The 17,433-nt window shown below is 73.1% G+C and carries 16 protein-coding genes; 6 read left to right on the top strand and 10 right to left on the bottom strand.

From position 1 onward, the window contains the following. Positions 1 to 51: 51 nt before the first annotated feature. From ligD to CP973_RS17440, 3 genes are all read right to left on the bottom strand, one after another. Positions 52 to 1,014: a non-homologous end-joining DNA ligase gene (gene ligD / locus CP973_RS17450; RefSeq protein ID WP_150241742.1), complete on the bottom strand. Its 963-nt coding sequence runs from the start codon at positions 1,012 to 1,014 to the stop codon at positions 52 to 54. A gap of 168 nt (positions 1,015 to 1,182) precedes the next feature. Beyond that, positions 1,183 to 1,716, bottom strand: a complete 534-nt coding sequence (locus CP973_RS17445) for a gamma carbonic anhydrase family protein (protein WP_150241741.1) — start codon at positions 1,714 to 1,716, stop codon at positions 1,183 to 1,185. A gap of 115 nt (positions 1,717 to 1,831) precedes the next feature. Further along, positions 1,832 to 2,314, bottom strand: coding sequence for a nitroreductase family deazaflavin-dependent oxidoreductase (locus tag CP973_RS17440; protein WP_150243705.1), 483 nt, complete (start codon positions 2,312 to 2,314; stop codon positions 1,832 to 1,834). 198 nt (positions 2,315 to 2,512) lie between these two features. Between CP973_RS17440 and CP973_RS17435 the strand changes: the two genes are divergently transcribed. Then, entirely contained in the window at positions 2,513 to 3,109 is a 597-nt protein-coding gene (locus CP973_RS17435; protein ID WP_150241739.1) for a hypothetical protein, read from the top strand. A gap of 54 nt (positions 3,110 to 3,163) precedes the next feature. On the opposite strand, the gene CP973_RS17430 is transcribed toward CP973_RS17435, so the two are convergent. Further along, a complete protein-coding gene (locus tag CP973_RS17430) occupies positions 3,164 to 4,189 on the bottom strand; it encodes an alpha/beta hydrolase (RefSeq protein ID WP_150241737.1) in 1,026 nt (341 codons plus the stop codon). Positions 4,190 to 4,516: 327 nt separating this feature from the next. Between CP973_RS17430 and CP973_RS17425 the strand changes: the two genes are divergently transcribed. Further along, positions 4,517 to 6,256, top strand: coding sequence for an ATP-binding protein (locus tag CP973_RS17425; RefSeq protein WP_150241735.1), 1,740 nt, complete (start codon positions 4,517 to 4,519; stop codon positions 6,254 to 6,256). A 15-nt stretch (positions 6,257 to 6,271) separates the two neighbouring features. On the opposite strand, the gene CP973_RS17420 is transcribed toward CP973_RS17425, so the two are convergent. Further along, the gene (locus CP973_RS17420) at positions 6,272 to 6,916 is read right to left on the bottom strand and encodes a DedA family protein (RefSeq protein WP_150243702.1); all 645 of its coding nucleotides are present in this window, start codon (positions 6,914 to 6,916) and stop codon (positions 6,272 to 6,274) included. A 433-nt stretch (positions 6,917 to 7,349) separates the two neighbouring features. Beyond that, positions 7,350 to 7,829, bottom strand: coding sequence for a DUF4442 domain-containing protein (locus CP973_RS17415; protein ID WP_150241733.1), 480 nt, complete (start codon positions 7,827 to 7,829; stop codon positions 7,350 to 7,352). A 173-nt stretch (positions 7,830 to 8,002) separates the two neighbouring features. Here CP973_RS17415 and CP973_RS17410 point away from each other — a divergent pair, with 173 nt between their 5' ends. Continuing rightward, positions 8,003 to 9,382: an MFS transporter gene (locus CP973_RS17410; RefSeq protein WP_150241731.1), complete on the top strand. Its 1,380-nt coding sequence runs from the start codon at positions 8,003 to 8,005 to the stop codon at positions 9,380 to 9,382. Here CP973_RS17410 and CP973_RS17405 read toward each other — a convergent pair. From CP973_RS17405 to CP973_RS17390, 4 genes are all read right to left on the bottom strand, one after another. Continuing rightward, positions 9,344 to 10,135 (bottom strand): spermidine synthase, encoded by a 792-nt coding sequence (locus tag CP973_RS17405; protein WP_167538453.1) that lies wholly within the window; start codon positions 10,133 to 10,135, stop codon positions 9,344 to 9,346. The two genes, CP973_RS17410 and CP973_RS17405, sit on opposite strands and share 39 nt — an antisense overlap. 512 nt (positions 10,136 to 10,647) lie before the next feature. Then, a complete protein-coding gene (locus CP973_RS17400; RefSeq protein ID WP_150241728.1) occupies positions 10,648 to 11,490 on the bottom strand; it encodes a patatin-like phospholipase family protein in 843 nt (280 codons plus the stop codon). Between the two features lie 199 nt (positions 11,491 to 11,689). Beyond that, the gene (gene tuf / locus CP973_RS17395; RefSeq protein WP_150241726.1) at positions 11,690 to 12,865 is read right to left on the bottom strand and encodes an elongation factor Tu; all 1,176 of its coding nucleotides are present in this window, start codon (positions 12,863 to 12,865) and stop codon (positions 11,690 to 11,692) included. Between the two features lie 115 nt (positions 12,866 to 12,980). Then, positions 12,981 to 13,208 (bottom strand): hypothetical protein, encoded by a 228-nt coding sequence (locus CP973_RS17390; RefSeq protein ID WP_150241725.1) that lies wholly within the window; start codon positions 13,206 to 13,208, stop codon positions 12,981 to 12,983. A 241-nt stretch (positions 13,209 to 13,449) separates the two neighbouring features. On the opposite strand from CP973_RS17390, the gene CP973_RS17380 reads away from it, so the two are divergent. The 3 genes from CP973_RS17380 to CP973_RS17370 all read left to right on the top strand — a co-directional run bounded on the left by CP973_RS17380 (position 13,450) and on the right by CP973_RS17370 (position 17,210). Continuing rightward, a complete protein-coding gene (locus tag CP973_RS17380) occupies positions 13,450 to 14,151 on the top strand; it encodes a TVP38/TMEM64 family protein (RefSeq protein ID WP_150241722.1) in 702 nt (233 codons plus the stop codon). A 183-nt stretch (positions 14,152 to 14,334) separates the two neighbouring features. Continuing rightward, positions 14,335 to 15,222: an undecaprenyl-diphosphate phosphatase gene (locus CP973_RS17375; protein ID WP_150241720.1), complete on the top strand. Its 888-nt coding sequence runs from the start codon at positions 14,335 to 14,337 to the stop codon at positions 15,220 to 15,222. Between the two features lie 455 nt (positions 15,223 to 15,677). After that, on the top strand, positions 15,678 to 17,210 hold the full coding sequence (locus tag CP973_RS17370) for a class I adenylate-forming enzyme family protein (protein WP_150241719.1): 1,533 nt from the start codon (positions 15,678 to 15,680) through the stop codon (positions 17,208 to 17,210). The last annotated feature ends 223 nt before the right edge of the window (positions 17,211 to 17,433 follow it).

Raw genomic sequence — 17,433 nt, 5'->3', positions numbered from 1 at the left:
GCGGATGTGCGGGCCGGCACCGGCCGGCGTCCCGGAACCGGTCCGGCCCCCTCAGTCCAGTCGGGTGAGGTCCGGCCGCAGCCGGTGCCAGGTCGGCTGCCGGAGGCGGCCGGCGGAGGTCCAGCCGGTGAAGGTGACCTCGGCGACGAGCCGCGGCTCGGCCCAGTGGGCGCCCGGCACGTCGACCGGGTCGGCGAAGGGCGGCGTGTCCCGCCGTACGACTCCCAAGTACCCGGCGAGTTCCCGGCGTTCGCGGCCGGAGAGCCCCGATCCGACGGAGCCGACGTAGCGCAGCCCGTCCGGTTCGTCCAGGCCGACCAGTACGGCGCCGGGCAGCCCGGACAGGCCGCCGCGGCCCTCCGTCCAGCCGCCGATGACCACGTCGAGGGTCACCAGGTGCTTCGTCTTGCGCCACTCGGCCGACCGGACGCCGGGGGCGTAGCGCGACGTCAGCCGCTTGGCGACGACCCCCTCGAAGCCGGCGTCCAGGGTCGCCTCCCACGTCCGGCGTGCGTGGCCGGTCACATACGCCGGGACCGACCAGTGCGGTCCCTCGTCGAGCCCCAGCTCCGACAGGAGGGCGCGGCGCTCCACGTACGGGAGGTCCAGCACCGGCCGCCCGTCGAGGTACAGCACGTCGAACAGGACGAGGTGCACCGGGTGGTCCATGGCCAGGCTCGTCGCGCGGCGCCTGCTGGTGACGCCCATCCGCCGTTGCAGCAGCCCGAAGTCCGGCCGCCCGTCCGCGTCCAGGACCACCACCTCGCCGTCCAGGACCGCGGACCGGCCCCGCAGCCGTTCACCGAGCGGCGCCAGCTCGGGATACGTCGCCGTCGCGTCGTTCCCGGCCCGGGTGACCAGCCGCAGCGTCCCGTCACCCGGCGCCCGGCCGAGGCACCGCGCCCCGTCCCACTTCGCCTCGAACGCCCACTGGTGCTCCTCCCCGGCCGCGGGCAGCGGACCGGGGGTGGCGAGCATGGGTCTGAGCGGGGGCAGCGCGTCGGAGGGGGCCATGCCTTCGATGGTGGTGCCGTTGCCTACGGCGCGCAGGCGCAGCGTACGCCGCTCGCGGCCTTACGCCGGTCACGCCGTACGCCGCTCGCGGCCGTATGCCGGTCACGGCCGTACGCCGGGGTCATGGCCGTACGCCGGTCGAACCCCGCCCCCCGAAGGCCCGCGGCGCTATCGCTCCTCCGCCACCTCCCGGTGGCTCTTCGCCAGCTCGACGTACATCGTGGCGTTCAGGCGGATGCCGTCCCGCTCCTCCTCGGTCAGCTCCCGCCTGACCTTGGCCGGCACCCCGGCGACCAGCGCCCCCGGCGGCACCCGCATCCCCTGCGGCACCAGCGCCTGCGCCGCGACCAGCGACCCGGCACCGATGTGCGCGCCGTTGAGGACGGTGGCCCCCATCCCGATCAGTACGTCGTCCTCGACCGTGCACCCGTGCAGCACCGCGTTGTGCCCCACCGAGACCCGCTCCCCGACCGTCACCGGGAACCCGGGATCGACGTGGACCGTGCAGTTGTCCTGGACATTACTGTCCGCGCCCAGCACGATCGGGCCGCAGTCGGCGCGCAGCACCGCGTGATACCAGACGCTCGCGCCGGCCGCGAGCGCCACCTCTCCGACCACCACCGAGGTCGGCGCCACGAAAGCCCCCGGATCGACGTCCGGCTCCTTGCCACCCACGCCCGCAACCAGTGCTCGCTGCTCCATGGCCGTACTCCTCTTCGCCGGGTCGGTCGTCGCGCCTGGTGGCAGGCTAAGCGGTCCGGTCCGGAAGTCTCCCGCAGGGTGGTGGTGGAGGCAGCGCCGCGCGAGGGGTCCGCCCTCAATTCCCTGTCGGCGCCGGGTCCTTCACCGGCCCGGCCAGGTGCTCGGGTTCGAGGACGAAGACCGGGATCACGCGGGAGGTCTTCTCCTGGTATTCGGCGTACGGCGGATACGCGGCGACCGCGCGCTGCCACCACTGGGCCCGCTCGTCCCCGGTGACCTCTCGGGCCACCATGCCCCGGCGTTCGGGGCCGTCCTGGAGGTCCACCCGCGGGTCGGCCTTGAGGTTGAAGTACCAGACCGGGTGGCGCGGGAAGCCGCCCTTCGAGGCCACCGCCGCGTACCGTCCCTCGTGCTCCACGCGCATCAGCGGAATCTTGCGGATCCTGCCGCTCTTCGCGCCGCGCATCGTGACGATGACGACCGGCAGGCCCGTGTCCCAGAGCGTGGTGCCCTGGGTGCCACCCGAACTCTCGTACAGCTCGACCTGGTCGCGCACCCACTGCGCCGGACTCGGCTCGTACTCGCCCTCAAGAGGCACCGCGCTCACCCCGATCGTCGTGTGCGGATGACACCAGGACAGTCCAGCACAAGCCTCACGCGAAGGGGAGACCCGACTCGATCCGTCAGCCGTCAGGCGGAGCCGAGTTGTCCCTGAGAACGATCCCCTGCGCGTCCCCGACCGGAATCCTCATGACCGAACGGGCCGGCCCCGGCCCACGGAAACCGAGGACCAAGCATGCATCCGCCCCGGCACGCCGAAGGACCCACTGCCCCGCGCCCCGGACGGCTCCGCGCCGCATGGCGGTCCGCCCACGACCCCGTTCCCGGGGTGTCACGACGGATACGGCTCACTGCCTTCGCCGTGCCGTTCACCGTCCTGCCCGCCGGCATCTGGCGGCTGCCGGCCGCGTTCGACGAGGGGATCGGGCCCGCCGAGCGGCTTTACATCATCTCCCTGACGGTCTTCTCCGAAATCCTGGCGTTCACCGCTTTCGGCCTGATCGCCCGCTGGGGTGAGGTGTTCCCCCGCTGGATCCCGTTTCTGCGCGGCCGCCGGGTCCCGATGACGGCGGCGGTCGTCCCGGCCACCATCGGGGCCTCGATCCTCACCCTCGTGTTCACCCTCCTGTTCACCGTCTCCGAGATCAGGGGCACCACGTTCCAAGGCGACGGCCTGCCCGCCGGCTCCCCGTCCCTGACCACCGGCTGGGAGGCCGCCTGGTACTACTTCTGCTACGCACCCCTGGCCCTGTGGGGCCCGTTGCTGGCCGTGCTGACCGTCGCGTACTGCAAACGCCGTCGCGCAGCCGCGTCCGTTCCTGCGGTGGCGTGAGCGACAGCTGCCGACGAGCGGCGGCGGCGAGCTGTCAGGAGCTTCCGGGCCCTCTCAGGACTTGGTCCGGGCCTGGGCCGGTACCGGGCCCAGCATCTGCTCGCTGATCCAGTGCAGCGACTCCGGCATGCGCTGGATGTAGGTGTGGCCGCTGTGCCGGCCGTCGGGGATCTCGAACAGCGTGTGGTGGATCGGGCCGCCGGTGTGTTCCTTGATGAACTTCTTCACGTACGGCACGGCCACCTCCTTCGAGCCCAGCTCGAAGGCGAGGTAGACATCGGGGCCGCCCTTGGCCTTCAGCTGCTCGGCCAGCCAGCGCGGGTCGTTGGCCCGCTTCTCCTTGGGGTGGCCGTTCCACATCGGGGAATCCGGCAGGGTGTCGGGGCCGTTCGCGATGACCGCCTTGAATTTCCGCGGGTTCTTCAGCACGGCCTTCAGGCCCGCGAATCCGCCCGAGGAGGACCCCATGAACGCCCATCCGTCACGGCTGTCGTACGTACGGTAATTGGCGCGGGCGAAGGCCGGGACGTCCTCCGTCAGCCAGGTGCCCATCTTCGGCTGGCCGGGGATGTCACTGCCGTCGTAGTACTTCTTCTTCGGGTTCAGGACCGGCATCACCAGGATGAACGGCAGCGTCTTGCCGGACTGCGACCATTCGGCGATCTTCTCCTCCAGCTTGAAGTCGCCGCCGATCCAGTAGTTGTTCGGGTAGCCGTACGAGCCGGGCAGCGCTATGAGGACCGGAAAACCGCTCTTCGCGTACTGCGGCTGGTTGTACTGCGGCGGCACCCAGGACCATATGTCGCCGGTGAACCCGGATTTCTTCCCGTGCCAGCGGGTCTTGACTATCTTCGTGCCGTCGTCGCCGGTGGTGCGCTCGGTCACGAAGTCCGACCGCGGCCCGGTGGGCTGGATCACCTTGGCGGTACCGCTGCTCGCCTCGCGCGCCTGCGGACGCAGCTGCGGCACATGGGAGGCGTCGACCTCGTCCCGGTCCTTGGTTCCGCAGCCGGCCGCGAGCCCCATCGCCAGCAGGCTCACCGCGGCGACGGCCGCGGTACTGGTACGCAGGCGCTTCATCGGGACGAACTCCTCGCAAACTCATGTCCGGGCGGGGACAGCGGGTGCTGCCCTCCGCCCCGTCAGGCGAAAGACACCAGAATAAGATCAGCCGGTCGGCCGGCCGACGCTCCCCCGGGGCAGCGTCCGGCCGCCCCCGCGCGGGACGACGGCACGGCCGCGCACCCCGTCGTGCGCTTCCAGGCATATGGATGTCGAACAGGCGGGTTCAGGTTCCCTCGATCGGTATGTCGCGATGCGGTTGATTCGCGCCGCGGGCTCCGGGCATCGTGTGTTCCCGACTGGCGACGGCGCGGCACGGTGCGGTGCCGCGGACGGGGATGATCGATGAGCTCAGGGGCCGAGGACCCGCCGCCGCCCGGGATCACGGGCCGCGCGGCGGAGCGCAGCGCCCTGCGGGGGCTGCTCGCCCGTACCCCGCTGGTGACCGTGACCGGCCCCGCGAACGTGGGGAAGAGCACACTCGCCCGAGCCGTCCTGGAGGAGGCCGCGCGGCACGACGGCCGCCCCGGCGGCTTCGTCCGGGTCGGCTGCCGGGAGAACGTGACCGGGGACGGCGTCACCGCGGCCCTCAACCGGGCGGCGGGCCTGCCGTACGACACGGCGCCGCAGGCCCTGGCCGCCTACTGCGCCCGGCACGGCCTGACCGTACTGCTCGACGACTGCGATCCCGTGGCCGGCGCGTGCGCCTGGCTGGTGCGGCAGCTGCTGCGGGCGGGGACGGGACACATGGGGGTGGCGAGGCACGTGGGGGTGGCGAGGGCGGGCGCACCCGCCGCGGATGACCTGCGGATCGTGGCCACCGCTCGGCAGCCGTTGGGGGTGGGGGCGGAGCGGGTCGTCGAGGTGCGGAGGGTGCGGCCGGACGGTGCGGGCGCTTCCGAGCCGGAGGTGATCGCGCCCGAGCTGCCCGGGATCGCGCCCGAGCCGTCCGGGATCGCGCCCAAGCTGCCCGGGATCGCGCCCGCTTCGTACGCGATCGCACCCGAGCTGTACGGGGCGGCCACCCTTGCGCCATACGTCCCAGCAGGCGACCCCGGCCCGCCCTCCTCCCCCGCCCCGCTCACCGCCGCCGATCGCCTGGTGTGGGCGCGGCTCTCCACCCTCCCCGGGGACTTCGACGGCTGGCTGGCGGGGTGTGTCGGCATCAGCAGTGACGTTCCTGCGAAGCAGGTCGAGGCGGCTCTCGAACGCCTGCTGCGAGCGTCCGTCCTCGTTCGCGTACGGGACACCCCGACCGCCGCCACAGCCCGCGCTGCCGACCCCGGTGCCCCTCGTCCCCGCCCCCCTGCCCCACCCCGCTACCGTCTCCCCGCCGCCGCCCGCACCGTGGGCCTGGCGCGCTTGCGGGCGGTGGGCGAGGAGGCCGCAGCGCTGCGCGCGTTCCGGATGGCCTGCGCCGCGCTTGCCGCCGAGGCTCAGATCGCCTGGCAGGGCCCCGACCGCCGGAGCGCCGTGCAGTTGGTCGAAACCGAGCAGCACAACCTGCGGGCTGCGCTGACCCGGCCCCCGCTGGACCCCGCGGACGCCCGTACCGCCCTGGACACCGCGGTCTCGCTCTGGTTCCGGTGGGCCGTCTGCGGCCGGCGGCGGGAGGGCCGCGCCCATCTCGGCCGGCTGCTGCGGCGCTGTGGCGAGGACGCCGCCGTACGGGCCCGCGCCCTGTGGCTGGCGGGCTGGCTCGCCGCGCAGGACCACGCCCACCGCACCGCCGAGTCACTGCTCGACCGGGCCACGCACGCGGCCGCCCGGCACGCCGACGCGGACACACTGGCCCGCGTCGCGCACGCCCGCGGCGTCCTGGCCCTGCGCCGCGCGGACACCGGCACCGCGGTGGCCTGGCTGCGCAGGGCCGTCGAGCACGCGTATCAGGACGTCTGGTACGGCCCCGGACCCGCGTACAGCCAGGTCCTGCTGGCCATCGCGCTGGCGGCCTCCGGACCGGCGGGCGTCCCCGCGCCCGGATCCGTACCCGCCGCCGTACCCCTCGTCCCCACCCGCACCGCGCAAAAGGAAACCCGCAGCGGTCCCCTCCCGGGGCCCCGCTGCGGGCACGGTCTCACCTGACGGACCGCCGTCGCGTCACTCCGCCAGCGCGTCCACCGGCTTGGCGGCCGACGCCTCGCGCTGGGCCGCCGCCTTCGCCGCCCGCCGCTTCATCACGACGAACGAACCGATGCCGATCAGCACCGCGGCCACCAGCCCCAGCCAGGAGAAGCGCTTGAGCCAGGACTCGGCGACGACACCGACGTAGTAGATCAGCGCGGTCGTGCCGCCGGCCCAGACGATGCCGCCGAGCACGTTGGCGATAAGGAACTTCCAGTACGGCATCTTCAGCACGCCCGACAGCGGCCCGGCGAAGATGCGCAGCAGGGCGACGAAGCGGCCGAAGAAGACGGCCCACATGCCCCACTTCTCGAACTTCTCCTCGGCCATCGCCACCTGGTCGGGCCCGAAGTGCTTCGGGAACTTCCGCCCGGCCCAGTTGACCAGCGGCTGTCCGCCCTTGCGGCCGATCAGATAGCCGATGGAATCCCCGATGATCGCGCCGGCGGACGCACAGGCGCCCAGCACCAGCGGATTGATGTGGTCCTGTGTCGCGGCGAGCAGCGCCGAGCTCACCAGGACGATCTCACCCGGCAGCGGAATGCCGAGGCTCTCCAGGCCGATGACCAACCCCACGATGAGGTACACGCTCACGGCCGGAATCGTCTCCAGCCACTCCATCTGCAAGGCCGCTTCCTCCAACTAGGTGTCGGGCCCCCGCGGGCCACTGCCCGGCGCCGGCGACGCCGTCGATGACCGGAATTCCCCCGGGCGTCCGCCTGCCGCGGCGCGCCCGGGCAGCCTACTCGATCTCCTTCGGCCGCCCCGCTGCCCCGGCGTCAGGGATACGGGCCGCCGCGCGGTACGCGACGGGCCGGTGGACACCAGGGCGGCGGGCCGCTGACCGGGCCACATTTCCGTACCGCCGTACGAGACGCGACCCGGCGGCGTGGAGTTGCCTCGAAGCCCGCGGGATTTTGTGCGATGGGTGTGCGGAAGGGGGCGGGGCGGATTCCGGACTCGTGATGCGGCGGCCGGTTCGGGGCCGCCGGCGAGGCGAGCGGCCCGGGCCGCCGCCACGGCGACCGGCTTGGAGTCGCCGACGCCGCCGGCCCTACTTCTCCCCCTTCTCCTTCGCGGGGTCGTTCGGGCGCAGCGTCCACACGATGGTCATCTCGCCGGTGACCGCGCCGTCCTCCCTGGTGATCGCGACGTTCACCGGGAACTCCGGCCGCTCGCCGGCGTCCAGCTCGGCGAGGACGTCGGCGACCGGACGGCCGAGTTCGGCGGTGGCGGTGACCGGGCCCATGGCGAGCTTCTTGTAGCCGATCTCGGCCCGTACGGCGAGCGGCACGGCGCGCTGGAGCTGGTCGCCGAAGGCCGCGAGCACGATCGCGCCGCTGGCCGACTCGGCGAGCGTGAACATCGCGCCGGCGTGCGGCCCGCCGACGTGGTTGTGGTAATCCGCCTGGTCGGGCAGCCGGACCACGGCCCGCTCGGCGGTGGTCTCGACGAAGACGAGGCTGAGCGTGCGGGCCATCGGTACGGTGGCCGCCATCATTGCGCCGATCGACGGCTGGGTGTCGGAGGACATGGCGGCATGTTACCTATGAGTAGCTTGTTGGGGGAAGCCCCGCCCGGCTTTCCCGCCGGAGGACCGCGACGCTTATCGTGGTGGCCCATGTGGCCAGGTCAGCAGCCGCCCGGAGGCGAGCAGAACCCCTATCCCGCGCGGCACGCGCCCCAGTGGTGCTCTCCGGGGCGACCGTGCTGAGCACGGGCCGCGACGGCCCCCGCCGCCCCCGTCGCCGCCCCGCCTGGGCCGGACGCAACTACACCCTGCTCACCACCGCCGCCGTGGTCGCCAACCTCGGCAGCGCCGGTTCGCTCATCGCGGCGGCGTTCGCGGTGCTCGGCACCGGTGGCTCGGCCACCGACGTCGGCCTGGTCGCCACGGCCCGTACGGTGCCGCTCGTCGTCTTCCTCCTGATAGGCGGCGCGGTCGCCGACCGGCTGCCGCGCCACCGCGTGATGGTCGCCGCCAACGCGCTCAACTGCGTCTCGCAGGGCCTCTTCGCCCTCCTGGTGCTGACCGGAGAAGCACGGCTCTGGCAGATGGCGGTACTGGCCGCGCTCGGTGGCACCGGGCAGGCGTTCTTCGCCCCGGCCTCCGAGGGGATGGTCCTCTCCAGCGTCTCCGGTGAGCACTCCGGCCGGGCCTTCGCCTTCTTCCGTATGAGCATGAACGGCGCGAACATCGGCGGTGCCGCGCTCGGCGGCGCGCTGGTCGCCGCCGTCGGCCCCGGCTGGGTCCTGGCCGTCGACGCCGTGGCCTTCGCCGTCGCGGGCGCCCTGCGCGCCTTCCTCGACGTCGGCCACCTCCCCGAGCGCGCCCCCGGCGCCGGCCTTCTGCACGACCTGCGCGACGGCTGGCGCGAGGTGGTCTCCCGGCCCTGGCTGTGGGCCGTGATCGGACAGTTCGCGGTCGTCAACGCCGTCGTGGTGGCGGCCGAGGCGGTGTACGGGCCGATGGTCGCCGAGGACCACCTCGGCGGCCCCGGCCCGTGGGGCCTCGCGCTGGCCGCCTTCGGCGCGGGCACGGTCGGCGGCGCGCTGCTCATGATGCGCGTCAAGCCCCGCCGCATCCTGCTCACCGGCATCCTGTGCGTCTTCCCGCTCGCCCTCCCGTCGGCCGCGCTCGCCGTTCCGGTACCGGTCCCCGTCCTCCTGGTGGTGATGTTCGGCACCGGCATCGCGCTGGAGGTGTTCGGCGTGCTGTGGATGGTGGCGCTGCACCAGGAGATACCGGAGGAGAAGTTCTCCCGGGTCTCGTCGTACGACTGGTTCGGCTCGCTGGCGATCACTCCGCTGGCCACCGCGCTGGCCGGCCCCGTACAGGACCTGATCGGGCGGACCGCCGCGCTGTGGGGCTGCTCCGCGCTCATCGCGCTGCTGACGGCGGCCGCGCTGTGCGTACGGGATGTCCGCCGGCTGACGCGCCGGCCCGACAGCGGGCCGGCACGGCACGGCGCACCGGGCCAGGACCCGGCCGCGGGCCCGATTCCGACCGCGGCCCCGGCGCCGGGCCCGGCCACCGGCGCCGCCGCCTCAGCCGATGCTGAAGGCTCCGTCGGGCGGACGGGGTGACGGTACGGCCTGGTCGTCGTGCACCGGTACCGCGTCACCGATCAGCCGCCGGAGCGCGGCGCCGTGCTCGACCCGCGCGGGGAACACATCGGCCGCGGTGCGCCGGGCCAGCTGTGTGAGCGGCAGTTCGGCACGGGACGCGGCCATCACGATGTTGCCGAAGCGGCGGCCGCGCAGCACGGCGGGTTCGGCGATCACGCAGAGGTGGTCGAAGAGGGTGGCGAAATTGGCGAGCTGGGCCCGCAGGAAGCCGAAGGGCGCGCTGTCGGCGAGGTTCGCCGCGTAGATCCCGTCCGGACGCAGCACCCGGGCGGCGGCACGCGCGTACTCGACCGAGGCCAGGTGCGCGGGCACCCGCGAGCCCCCGAAGACATCCGCCACGATCACGTCCGCGCTCCGCTCCGGCGCCGCTTCCAGGGCCGTACGGGCGTCCTCGGCCCGCACCGCGATGCCGCTGTCCGGGGGCAGCGGCAGATGTTCGGCGACCAGCGCGAGCAGCCCCCGGTCGGCCTCGACGACGTCCTGGCGGGAGCCCGGACGGGTCGCGGCGAGATAACGCGGCAGCGTCAGCGCCCCGCCTCCCAGGTGCAGCACGTCGACCGGCTCGGTGGGAGCGGCGGCCGCGTCCAGGAGGGCCGCGAGCCGGCGCGCGTACTCGAATTCCAGCTCGGTCGGCGCGTCGAGATCGACGTACGACTGCGGGGCACCGTCCACGGTCAGCAGCCAGGCGCGCGCACGGTCCACGTCCGGCATCAGCTTGGCGGTGCCGCAGTCGACGGGGCGGGTTACGGGGATGGGGTCGGGACCTGGGGCGGAGTTGGGGCCGGAGCCGGAGTCCGGGCCGGAGCCGGAGTCCAGGCCGGGGGCGGGGCCGGGGCTGGGGGCGGAGTCGAGGCCGGAGTCAGAGTCCGGGCCAGGGTCGGAGTTGGGGCCGGAGTCAGAGTCCGGGCCAGGGTCGGAGTCGAGGCCGGAGTCAGAGTCCGGGCCAGGGTCGGAGTCGGGGCCGGGGTCGAGCGGGTTGGGTTGCGCTGGTACCACTGGTTCCGCTTCGGGGCCCGCTTCCGGGCCGGGTGCCGCCCCGGCTGTCCCGGCTGTCCCAGCTGTCCCGGCCGCTCCGGCCGTCCCGCCCTCGGCCCGCGTGTCCCGTATCCGCCCGGCTGCTTCGTCCACCGTCCTATTGTGCCGGTACGGGGGCGCGCTCCGACCCCCGTCGGACCGGCCGCGTCGCGCCCGTAACGGCGGCCCCGCCCCGTCCGCCCCCTGCTTCACTCCTCCCACACCGCCCGGACTTCCCTGGCGTGCGCCGCGGCCTGACGGCGGCCGGCGCGGGCCGCGGCGGCGCGTTTGGCCGGATCCAGGACGTTGCGGCCGAAGGCGGCGCGGGCCGTGCGGTCGGGAACGATGACGCTCACCCGCGCACCGCGCCGCGCCAGGGCCGCCCCCTGCGACCGCGCGGTGGCGATCGGCCCGCCGCCGGCCGCCACCGGCGCCAGGACGACGACCCGGCCGTACCCGTCGGCGAGGTCCGCGTTGGCGCTGGAGTGCACGCCCCCGTCGATCCACCGCTTCCCGCCGATGCTCACCGGCGGCCACACGCCGGGAACCGCGCAGCTCGCGCTCACCGCGTCCACCAGGCCGGCGCCGCTCGTGTCGTCGAAGGCCGTCCGCCGCCCGGTCACCGCGTCCACCGCCGTGATCATCAGCCGCCGCGCGGGCCAGTCGTGACAGACCAGGCGCTGCGCGATGGCGTCGCGACGGCTGGGCCCCGACGCCGCACGGGCGGTCATGGCGAGGCGTCCCATCCGTACGCCGAAGTCCACGGCATCGCGCGAACGCAGCGCCAGCCAGGCGAACCGGGCCAGTTCCCGCGTCCCCATACGCGCCGCGGTCTCCCCCGTGACCGGGGCCAGCTGGCGCGCGTACAGCTCGTCCGGTGCCAGCCGGCCGGACGTGAGCTGGGCGCCCACAATGGAACCGGCCGAGGTCCCGATGACGACATCGGCCGTACCCAGATCGACACCGGCCTCGACGAGACCGGCGAGCATGCCGATCTCCCACCCGATGCCCGTGTAGCCCCCGCCGCCCAGCACCAGCGCCGTCCCGGTCATCGCGGTCCCCTTTCCGGGTGGGTCGGGTTCGGGTCAGGTTCGGTTCGGGACACTTCCGTACGGCAGTGTGGCAGCCCGTACCGTCCCTGCACCGGTGCTGGGCGGGCCGGAACGGGCGGCTGGCTGCTGGCTGCCATCGCTCACGCTCCGGCTTTCCGCTCCCGCTCCGGCCACGCGCCATCCGGCTACGCGCCATCGGCTACCCGTCGGCCACCGTACGGACCGTCCCCGCCCCGACCGTCCTGCCGCCCTCGCGGATGGCGAAGCCGAGGCCGGGCTCCAGCGGGACGTCGCGCCCCAGCTCGACGGTCATCGTCACCGTCTCGCCGGGCCGGGCGACCGCGCGCTCGCCGAGGTCGATGTCGCCGACCACGTCCGCCGTACGGATGTAGAACTGCGGGCGGTACCCGGTGGACAGCGGCGTGCGGCGGCCGCCCTCCTCCGTGGACAGCACGTACACCTCGGCGGTGAAGCGGCGCCGCGGCGTCACGCTGTCCGGCGCCGCGACGACGTGTCCCCTGCGCACCTGCTCCCGGTGCAGGCCGCGCAGCAGCAGCGCGACGTTGTCCCCGGCCTGGGCCGACTCCATCGGTTTCCCGAAGGTCTCCACGCCGGTCACGGTCGTCTCCGTGTCGGCGCCGAGCACCGCGACCCGGTCGCCGACCCGCACCGTGCCGCGCTCGACGGCCCCGGTGACGACCGTGCCGCGCCCGGTGATGGTCAGCACGTTCTCCACCGGCAGCAGGAACGGCGCGTCGAGGTAGCGCTCGGGCGTCGGTACATAGGTGTCCACCGCGTCGAGCAGCGCCTCGATGGCCTGGCTCCAGCGCACGTCGCCCTCCAGGGCACGCAGTCCGGAGACCCGTACGACGGGTACGTGGTCTCCGTCGTAACCGTGCGCCGACAGCAGCTCGCGGACCTCCAGCTCCACCAGGTCGGTCAGCTCGGGGTCGCCCGCGTCGGCCTTGTTCAGCGCGACGACGACGTGCCGGACGCCGACCTGCTTGGCGAGCAGGACGTGCTCGGCGGTCTGCGGCATGATCCCGTCGAGCGCCGAGACGACGAGGATCGCGCCGTCGAGCTGCGCCGCGCCGGTGACCATGTTCTTGATGAAGTCGGCGTGGCCCGGCATGTCGACATGGGCGTAGTGCCGGGTGTCGGTCTCGTACTCGACGTGCGAGATGTTGATGGTGATGCCGCGCGCGGCCTCCTCCGGGGCCCGGTCGATCCGGTCGAAGGGCACGAAGGTGCCGCTGCCGCGCTCGCTGAGCACCTTGGTGATCGCGGCGGTCAGGGTCGTCTTGCCGTGGTCGACGTGGCCCATGGTGCCGATGTTCAGGTGGGGCTTGGTGCGCACGTATGCCGTCTTGGGCATGGCTGTCGTTCCTCGCGAAGAAGCGGTGAATACGGCGGTCTCACGGACCGCCGTGGGAACCCCTCGATCCCACCGACCCTCCCCTTGCGGGGTTCGCCGGTCGATCCGGAGAGGGTCAGCTTCGCGCGCCGATGGCCGCGGGGACGGCCGCGCCGGCCGCGGCAGCGGCGGGGGCGGCGTCTGCCGCGACGGTGTCCGTGGCGATGGCGGCGCCGGGGAACTGCACGGCGTCGGCCTCGGCCTCGGCCTTGAGGGCGGCGATGAGCGCCGCGATCGAGTCGACGGCAGCCTTCGGCGCGTCCGCGACTGCGGACGTGAGCGCGAGGTAGGACTGCCGGAACATGCCGTAAGGATCTCGCGTGGGGGCGGGCCGCGTCGAGCGATTTATTTACGGGGGAGGTTGGTCAGGGCTGCCCCCTCGCCGCCCGCCTACATCTCTCTCCCTCTCCCCTCCTCCCTCTCCCCTCCTCCTCCCCCTCGCCTCTCCCCCCTCTCCTCCCCCACCGCCCTCACCCCCCTCCCGGTTCACCCCCGAGCGAACGTGAATACACCTTCACGCCACGCTCGTCGGTTACGCTCCCGGGATGCTCGAACCCGCCGCAACGCCCGACGGCCTCGCCGCGCGCTGCACGCGTGTGCTCTTCTCCCCTTGGGCCCGGCTCGCCGTACTCCTCGTACTGCTCGCCGGTGCCGCCATCGCGATGGTCGTCTGGCAGCCGCAGCGGCTGCTGGCCCACGGGTGGCCGCCGGCGTGGGCCGGCGGCGGTGCCGTGGTGATCTTCGGACTCGCGTACGGAGTGTGCACCACCGCCTTCGTCCCCCGCCCGGTCCTGAACCTCGCCGCCGGCGCGATCTTCGGCAGCCTGCCCGGCTTCCTCTCCGCGCTGGCCGGTACGGTGCTCGGCGCAGGCCTCGCGTTCGGCCTCGGCCGCCTGCTGGGGCAGGACGCCTTGCGGCCGCTGCTGCGGGCCCGCTGGCTGACCGCCGCCGACCGGCAGCTCAGCGAGCACGGCTTCCGCTCGATGATGGCGATCCGCCTCTTCCCCGGCCTGCCGTTCTGCGCGACCAACTACTGCGCCGCGGTCTCCCGCATGGGCTGGGGCGCGTTCCTGCTGGCCACCACGTTGGGCAGCGTGCCCAACACCGCCGCGTACGTCATCGCCGGCGCCCGCGCCTCGTCGCCCACCTCGCCCGCCTTCCTGATCTCCACGGCCTTCATCGTGGTCTCCGGCCTGGCCGCGGTGGCCGTGGCCTGGCGCAAACGGGCGTCAATCCGAGGACGTTGACCGGCGGGTGCCCGGAAAGAGCCCTTTGGCCCCTCGGACACCTTCGGGCGCTACGCTGCCCCCCAACCGGTCGCCGACCCCGTCGGCCCCCCGTATCCGCTCCCGTCCCTTCCGTCCTCGTGCCGCCTGACCCGCGTCTTCACCGGGTAAGCGCTTGATCACCCTCTGGATGGCATAGCTCCGATGCACTGGTTTGAATCCTTCATCCTCGGCCTGGTCCAAGGGTTGACCGAGTTCCTGCCCATCTCCTCCAGCGCGCACCTGCGGCTGACCGCGGCGTTCGCGGGCTGGCACGACCCCGGCGCGGCCTTCACCGCGATCACGCAGATCGGCACCGAGGCCGCCGTACTGATCTACTTCCGCAAGGACATCGCGCGGATCGTCGGGACCTGGGCACGCTCCCTCTTCAACCGCGAGCTGCGGCACGACCACGACGCCCAGATGGGGTGGCTGGTCATCGTCGGCTCGATCCCGATCGGGGTGCTGGGCGTCACCCTCAAGGACGCCATCGAGGGCCCCTTCCGCGACCTGCGGCTGATCGCGACCACTCTCATCGTCATGGGCGTCGTCCTGGGCTTCGCGGACCGCCTGGCCGCCCGCGACGAGTCCGGCGGCCGCCACCGCGCCGTCAAGCAGCGCAAGACCCTCACCGACCTGAACGTCAAGGACGGCCTGATCTATGGCGTCTGCCAGGCCATGGCCCTGATCCCGGGCGTCTCCCGCTCCGGCGCCACGATCAGCGGCGGCCTCCTCATGGGCTACACCCGCGAGGCCGCTGCCCGCTACTCCTTCCTCCTCGCCATCCCCGCCGTCCTGGCCTCCGGCGTCTACGAACTCAAGGACGCCTTCGGCGCTGAAGCCGCCGCGAGCCACGTTTCCTGGGGTCCGACCATTTTCGCCACAGTCATCGCTTTCGTCGTGGGATATGCCGTAATCGCGTGGTTCATGCGCTTCATCACCACCAAGAGCTTCATGCCCTTCGTCATCTACCGCATCCTGCTCGGCATCGCCCTGTTCGCCCTGGTCGGCGCAGGCGTATTGAGCCCGCACGCGGGGGAATCAGCAGGCTGAGGGGACAGCTTCCACAGCGCTTACCGCTACCACGAGACCGCAGACAGCAGTCGAGTGCTCCGGGAGCGCCCGCTCCGGCAGCCGGGCGGTCCGCGGACGGCACCAGGGCGACGAGCAACGCGAGCACGGCGAACATCGCCCGCCCGGGCAGTCGAACTCACCTGGCGAACAGTCAAAGTCTCCTGCGAGTGCTGAGCGTCGCCTTCGCCGTCGCGGTGTTCACCGTGTTCACCACTCCTGAACCTCTCGTCTTCCTGGCGAACCCGAATACCGGCGTCATCAGGTTCGGCGGTGTCGTACTGCAACTGGCCGGGCTGGGGCGCCGCAGTGGCTGCGGCAGCGCCGCGTCCTCCCCTGTACACACCGTCGTACACACCGTCCCTCTTGGGCATCCTGGATCCAGACCGCGCACAGGTGGTTGCCGGGCAGACAGGGCGACAGCGAAGGAGAGAGGCATGGGCGCCCAGTACGCCGTGGAGTTGATGCGCGCTGCCGACGGGCCGTGGGTGCGCCGCGAGGCGCTGGTCCACGGTGGCCGGCGGTGGACATACGGAGACTTGGCGCGGACCGTCCGTGGCTTCGCGTCCGTCCTGCGCTCCTCGCCCCGTGCGCGGGATGGTGTCGCCGTACTGGCGGACAACCGCCCGGAAGTCATCGCCGTACAGCTCGCCGCTCACCTGCTCGGATATCAGCTGGCCCTGGTGGCCCCGAGCACGACGTACGCCGAGCGGGCGGAACTGATGCGGCACAGCCGGCCGGGAGCGCTGGTCTTCGCCCCCGGCCACGCCGCTTCCGCCCGAACTCTGGCCACGGCATGCGGCATCGGGGAATTCCTGTCCCTGGGTCCGGCACCTTCCTGCCGCGACCTGGTGTCGGAAGCCGCCGCGCAGCCGACGGAGCACGGCCTGCCCGCGGCGCCCGCCGGGCAGGTACGGACCGTGCTGTGCACAGGCGGCACGACAGGCCTGCCCAAGGCGGTCGTGCACACGCACGGCCTGTACGACGCGTTGGCGGCGCTCGTGGGCGACCACGGTCTGGCCCTCCCGGGCGAGCGGCGGCTGGTGTGCACACCCCTGAGCCACGTCAGCGGGCACTTCGCGCTGCCCACGCTCCTGTCGGGCGGCACCCTGATCCTGCACGACGGCTTCGACCCGGGCGCGGTCGTGGAGACCCTCGCCGCGGAACGCATCAACGCGCTGGTGCTGACCTCGCCCCTGATGTACCAGATGCTGGACCACCCCGCCCTGGCCGTGACCGACCACTCCGGCCTGCGCTGTCTCGGCTACGGAGCCGCGCCGACGCCGCTGCGGCGGCAGCGCCAGGCCCTTGACCTCCTCGGCCCGGTGCTACAGCACATCTACGGCCTGACCGAAGCCGGCGTGGTGACCCTTCTTCAGCCCGGCGACCACCACGCCGACCGCCCGGAGAGCCTGGCGAGCGCCGGCCGTCCGGTCCCCGGGATGCGTGCCGAGGTACGCGACGACGAGGGCCGCCGGCTTCCGGCGGGCCGGGCGGGGGAAGTGTGGGTCAGCGGCCCCAGCGTGATGGCCGGCTACCTCGGGCACCCGGCGGCCACCCGAGAAGCGGTCCAGGACGGCTGGCTCCGCACCGGGGACATCGGCAGCCTGGACGCGTCCGGCGCCCTCAGCCTGCGGGCCCGGAAGAACGAAGTGATCATGCACGCGTCCGGAACGCGCATCTACCCCCGGGTCGTGGAGGAGGTGCTGCTGGGCCACCCGGCCGTCGCCGCGGCCGCCGTCTTCGGCATCCCGGACGGGGACGACGGCGAACGGGTGCACGCGGCCGTCGTCCCCTGCCCGGACCACACCCTCGACGCCTCCGCCCTGCGCGCCCACGTCCTGGCCGAGCTGGGTCAGCAGACCATGGTCCCGGAGTCCGTCGTCGCCGTAGCGCGGCTGCCCATGACTCCGACCGGCAAGATCGACAGGCAGACGCTCAAGGACATACTCGCCCCGGGCAACCGCTGACAGCCCCTCCGAACAGACTGCCCATGGGAGTCACCTGCACTGATTCGATCACCCGAACGCCGCCGCAGCTGGCTCTGCTTCCTTCACGTCCGTGCGGAACCTTCGACCGGCCACACGGTGTTGTGCGTGGCCCCATTCGGGCCCCGGGAAGCGCAACAGCTTGGGACCGGTCCAGCGGCCCGAGGTGCCCAAGCGCTCTGTGTACGCGCACCCGGGCCGGCGA

Origin of the sequence: Streptomyces albofaciens JCM 4342, assembly GCF_008634025.1 — a bacterium.
Lineage (GTDB): Bacteria > Actinomycetota > Actinomycetes > Streptomycetales > Streptomycetaceae > Streptomyces > Streptomyces albofaciens.
The sequence above is the reverse complement of the archived record's forward strand: the minus strand, read 5'-3'. Positions and strand labels throughout refer to the sequence as shown.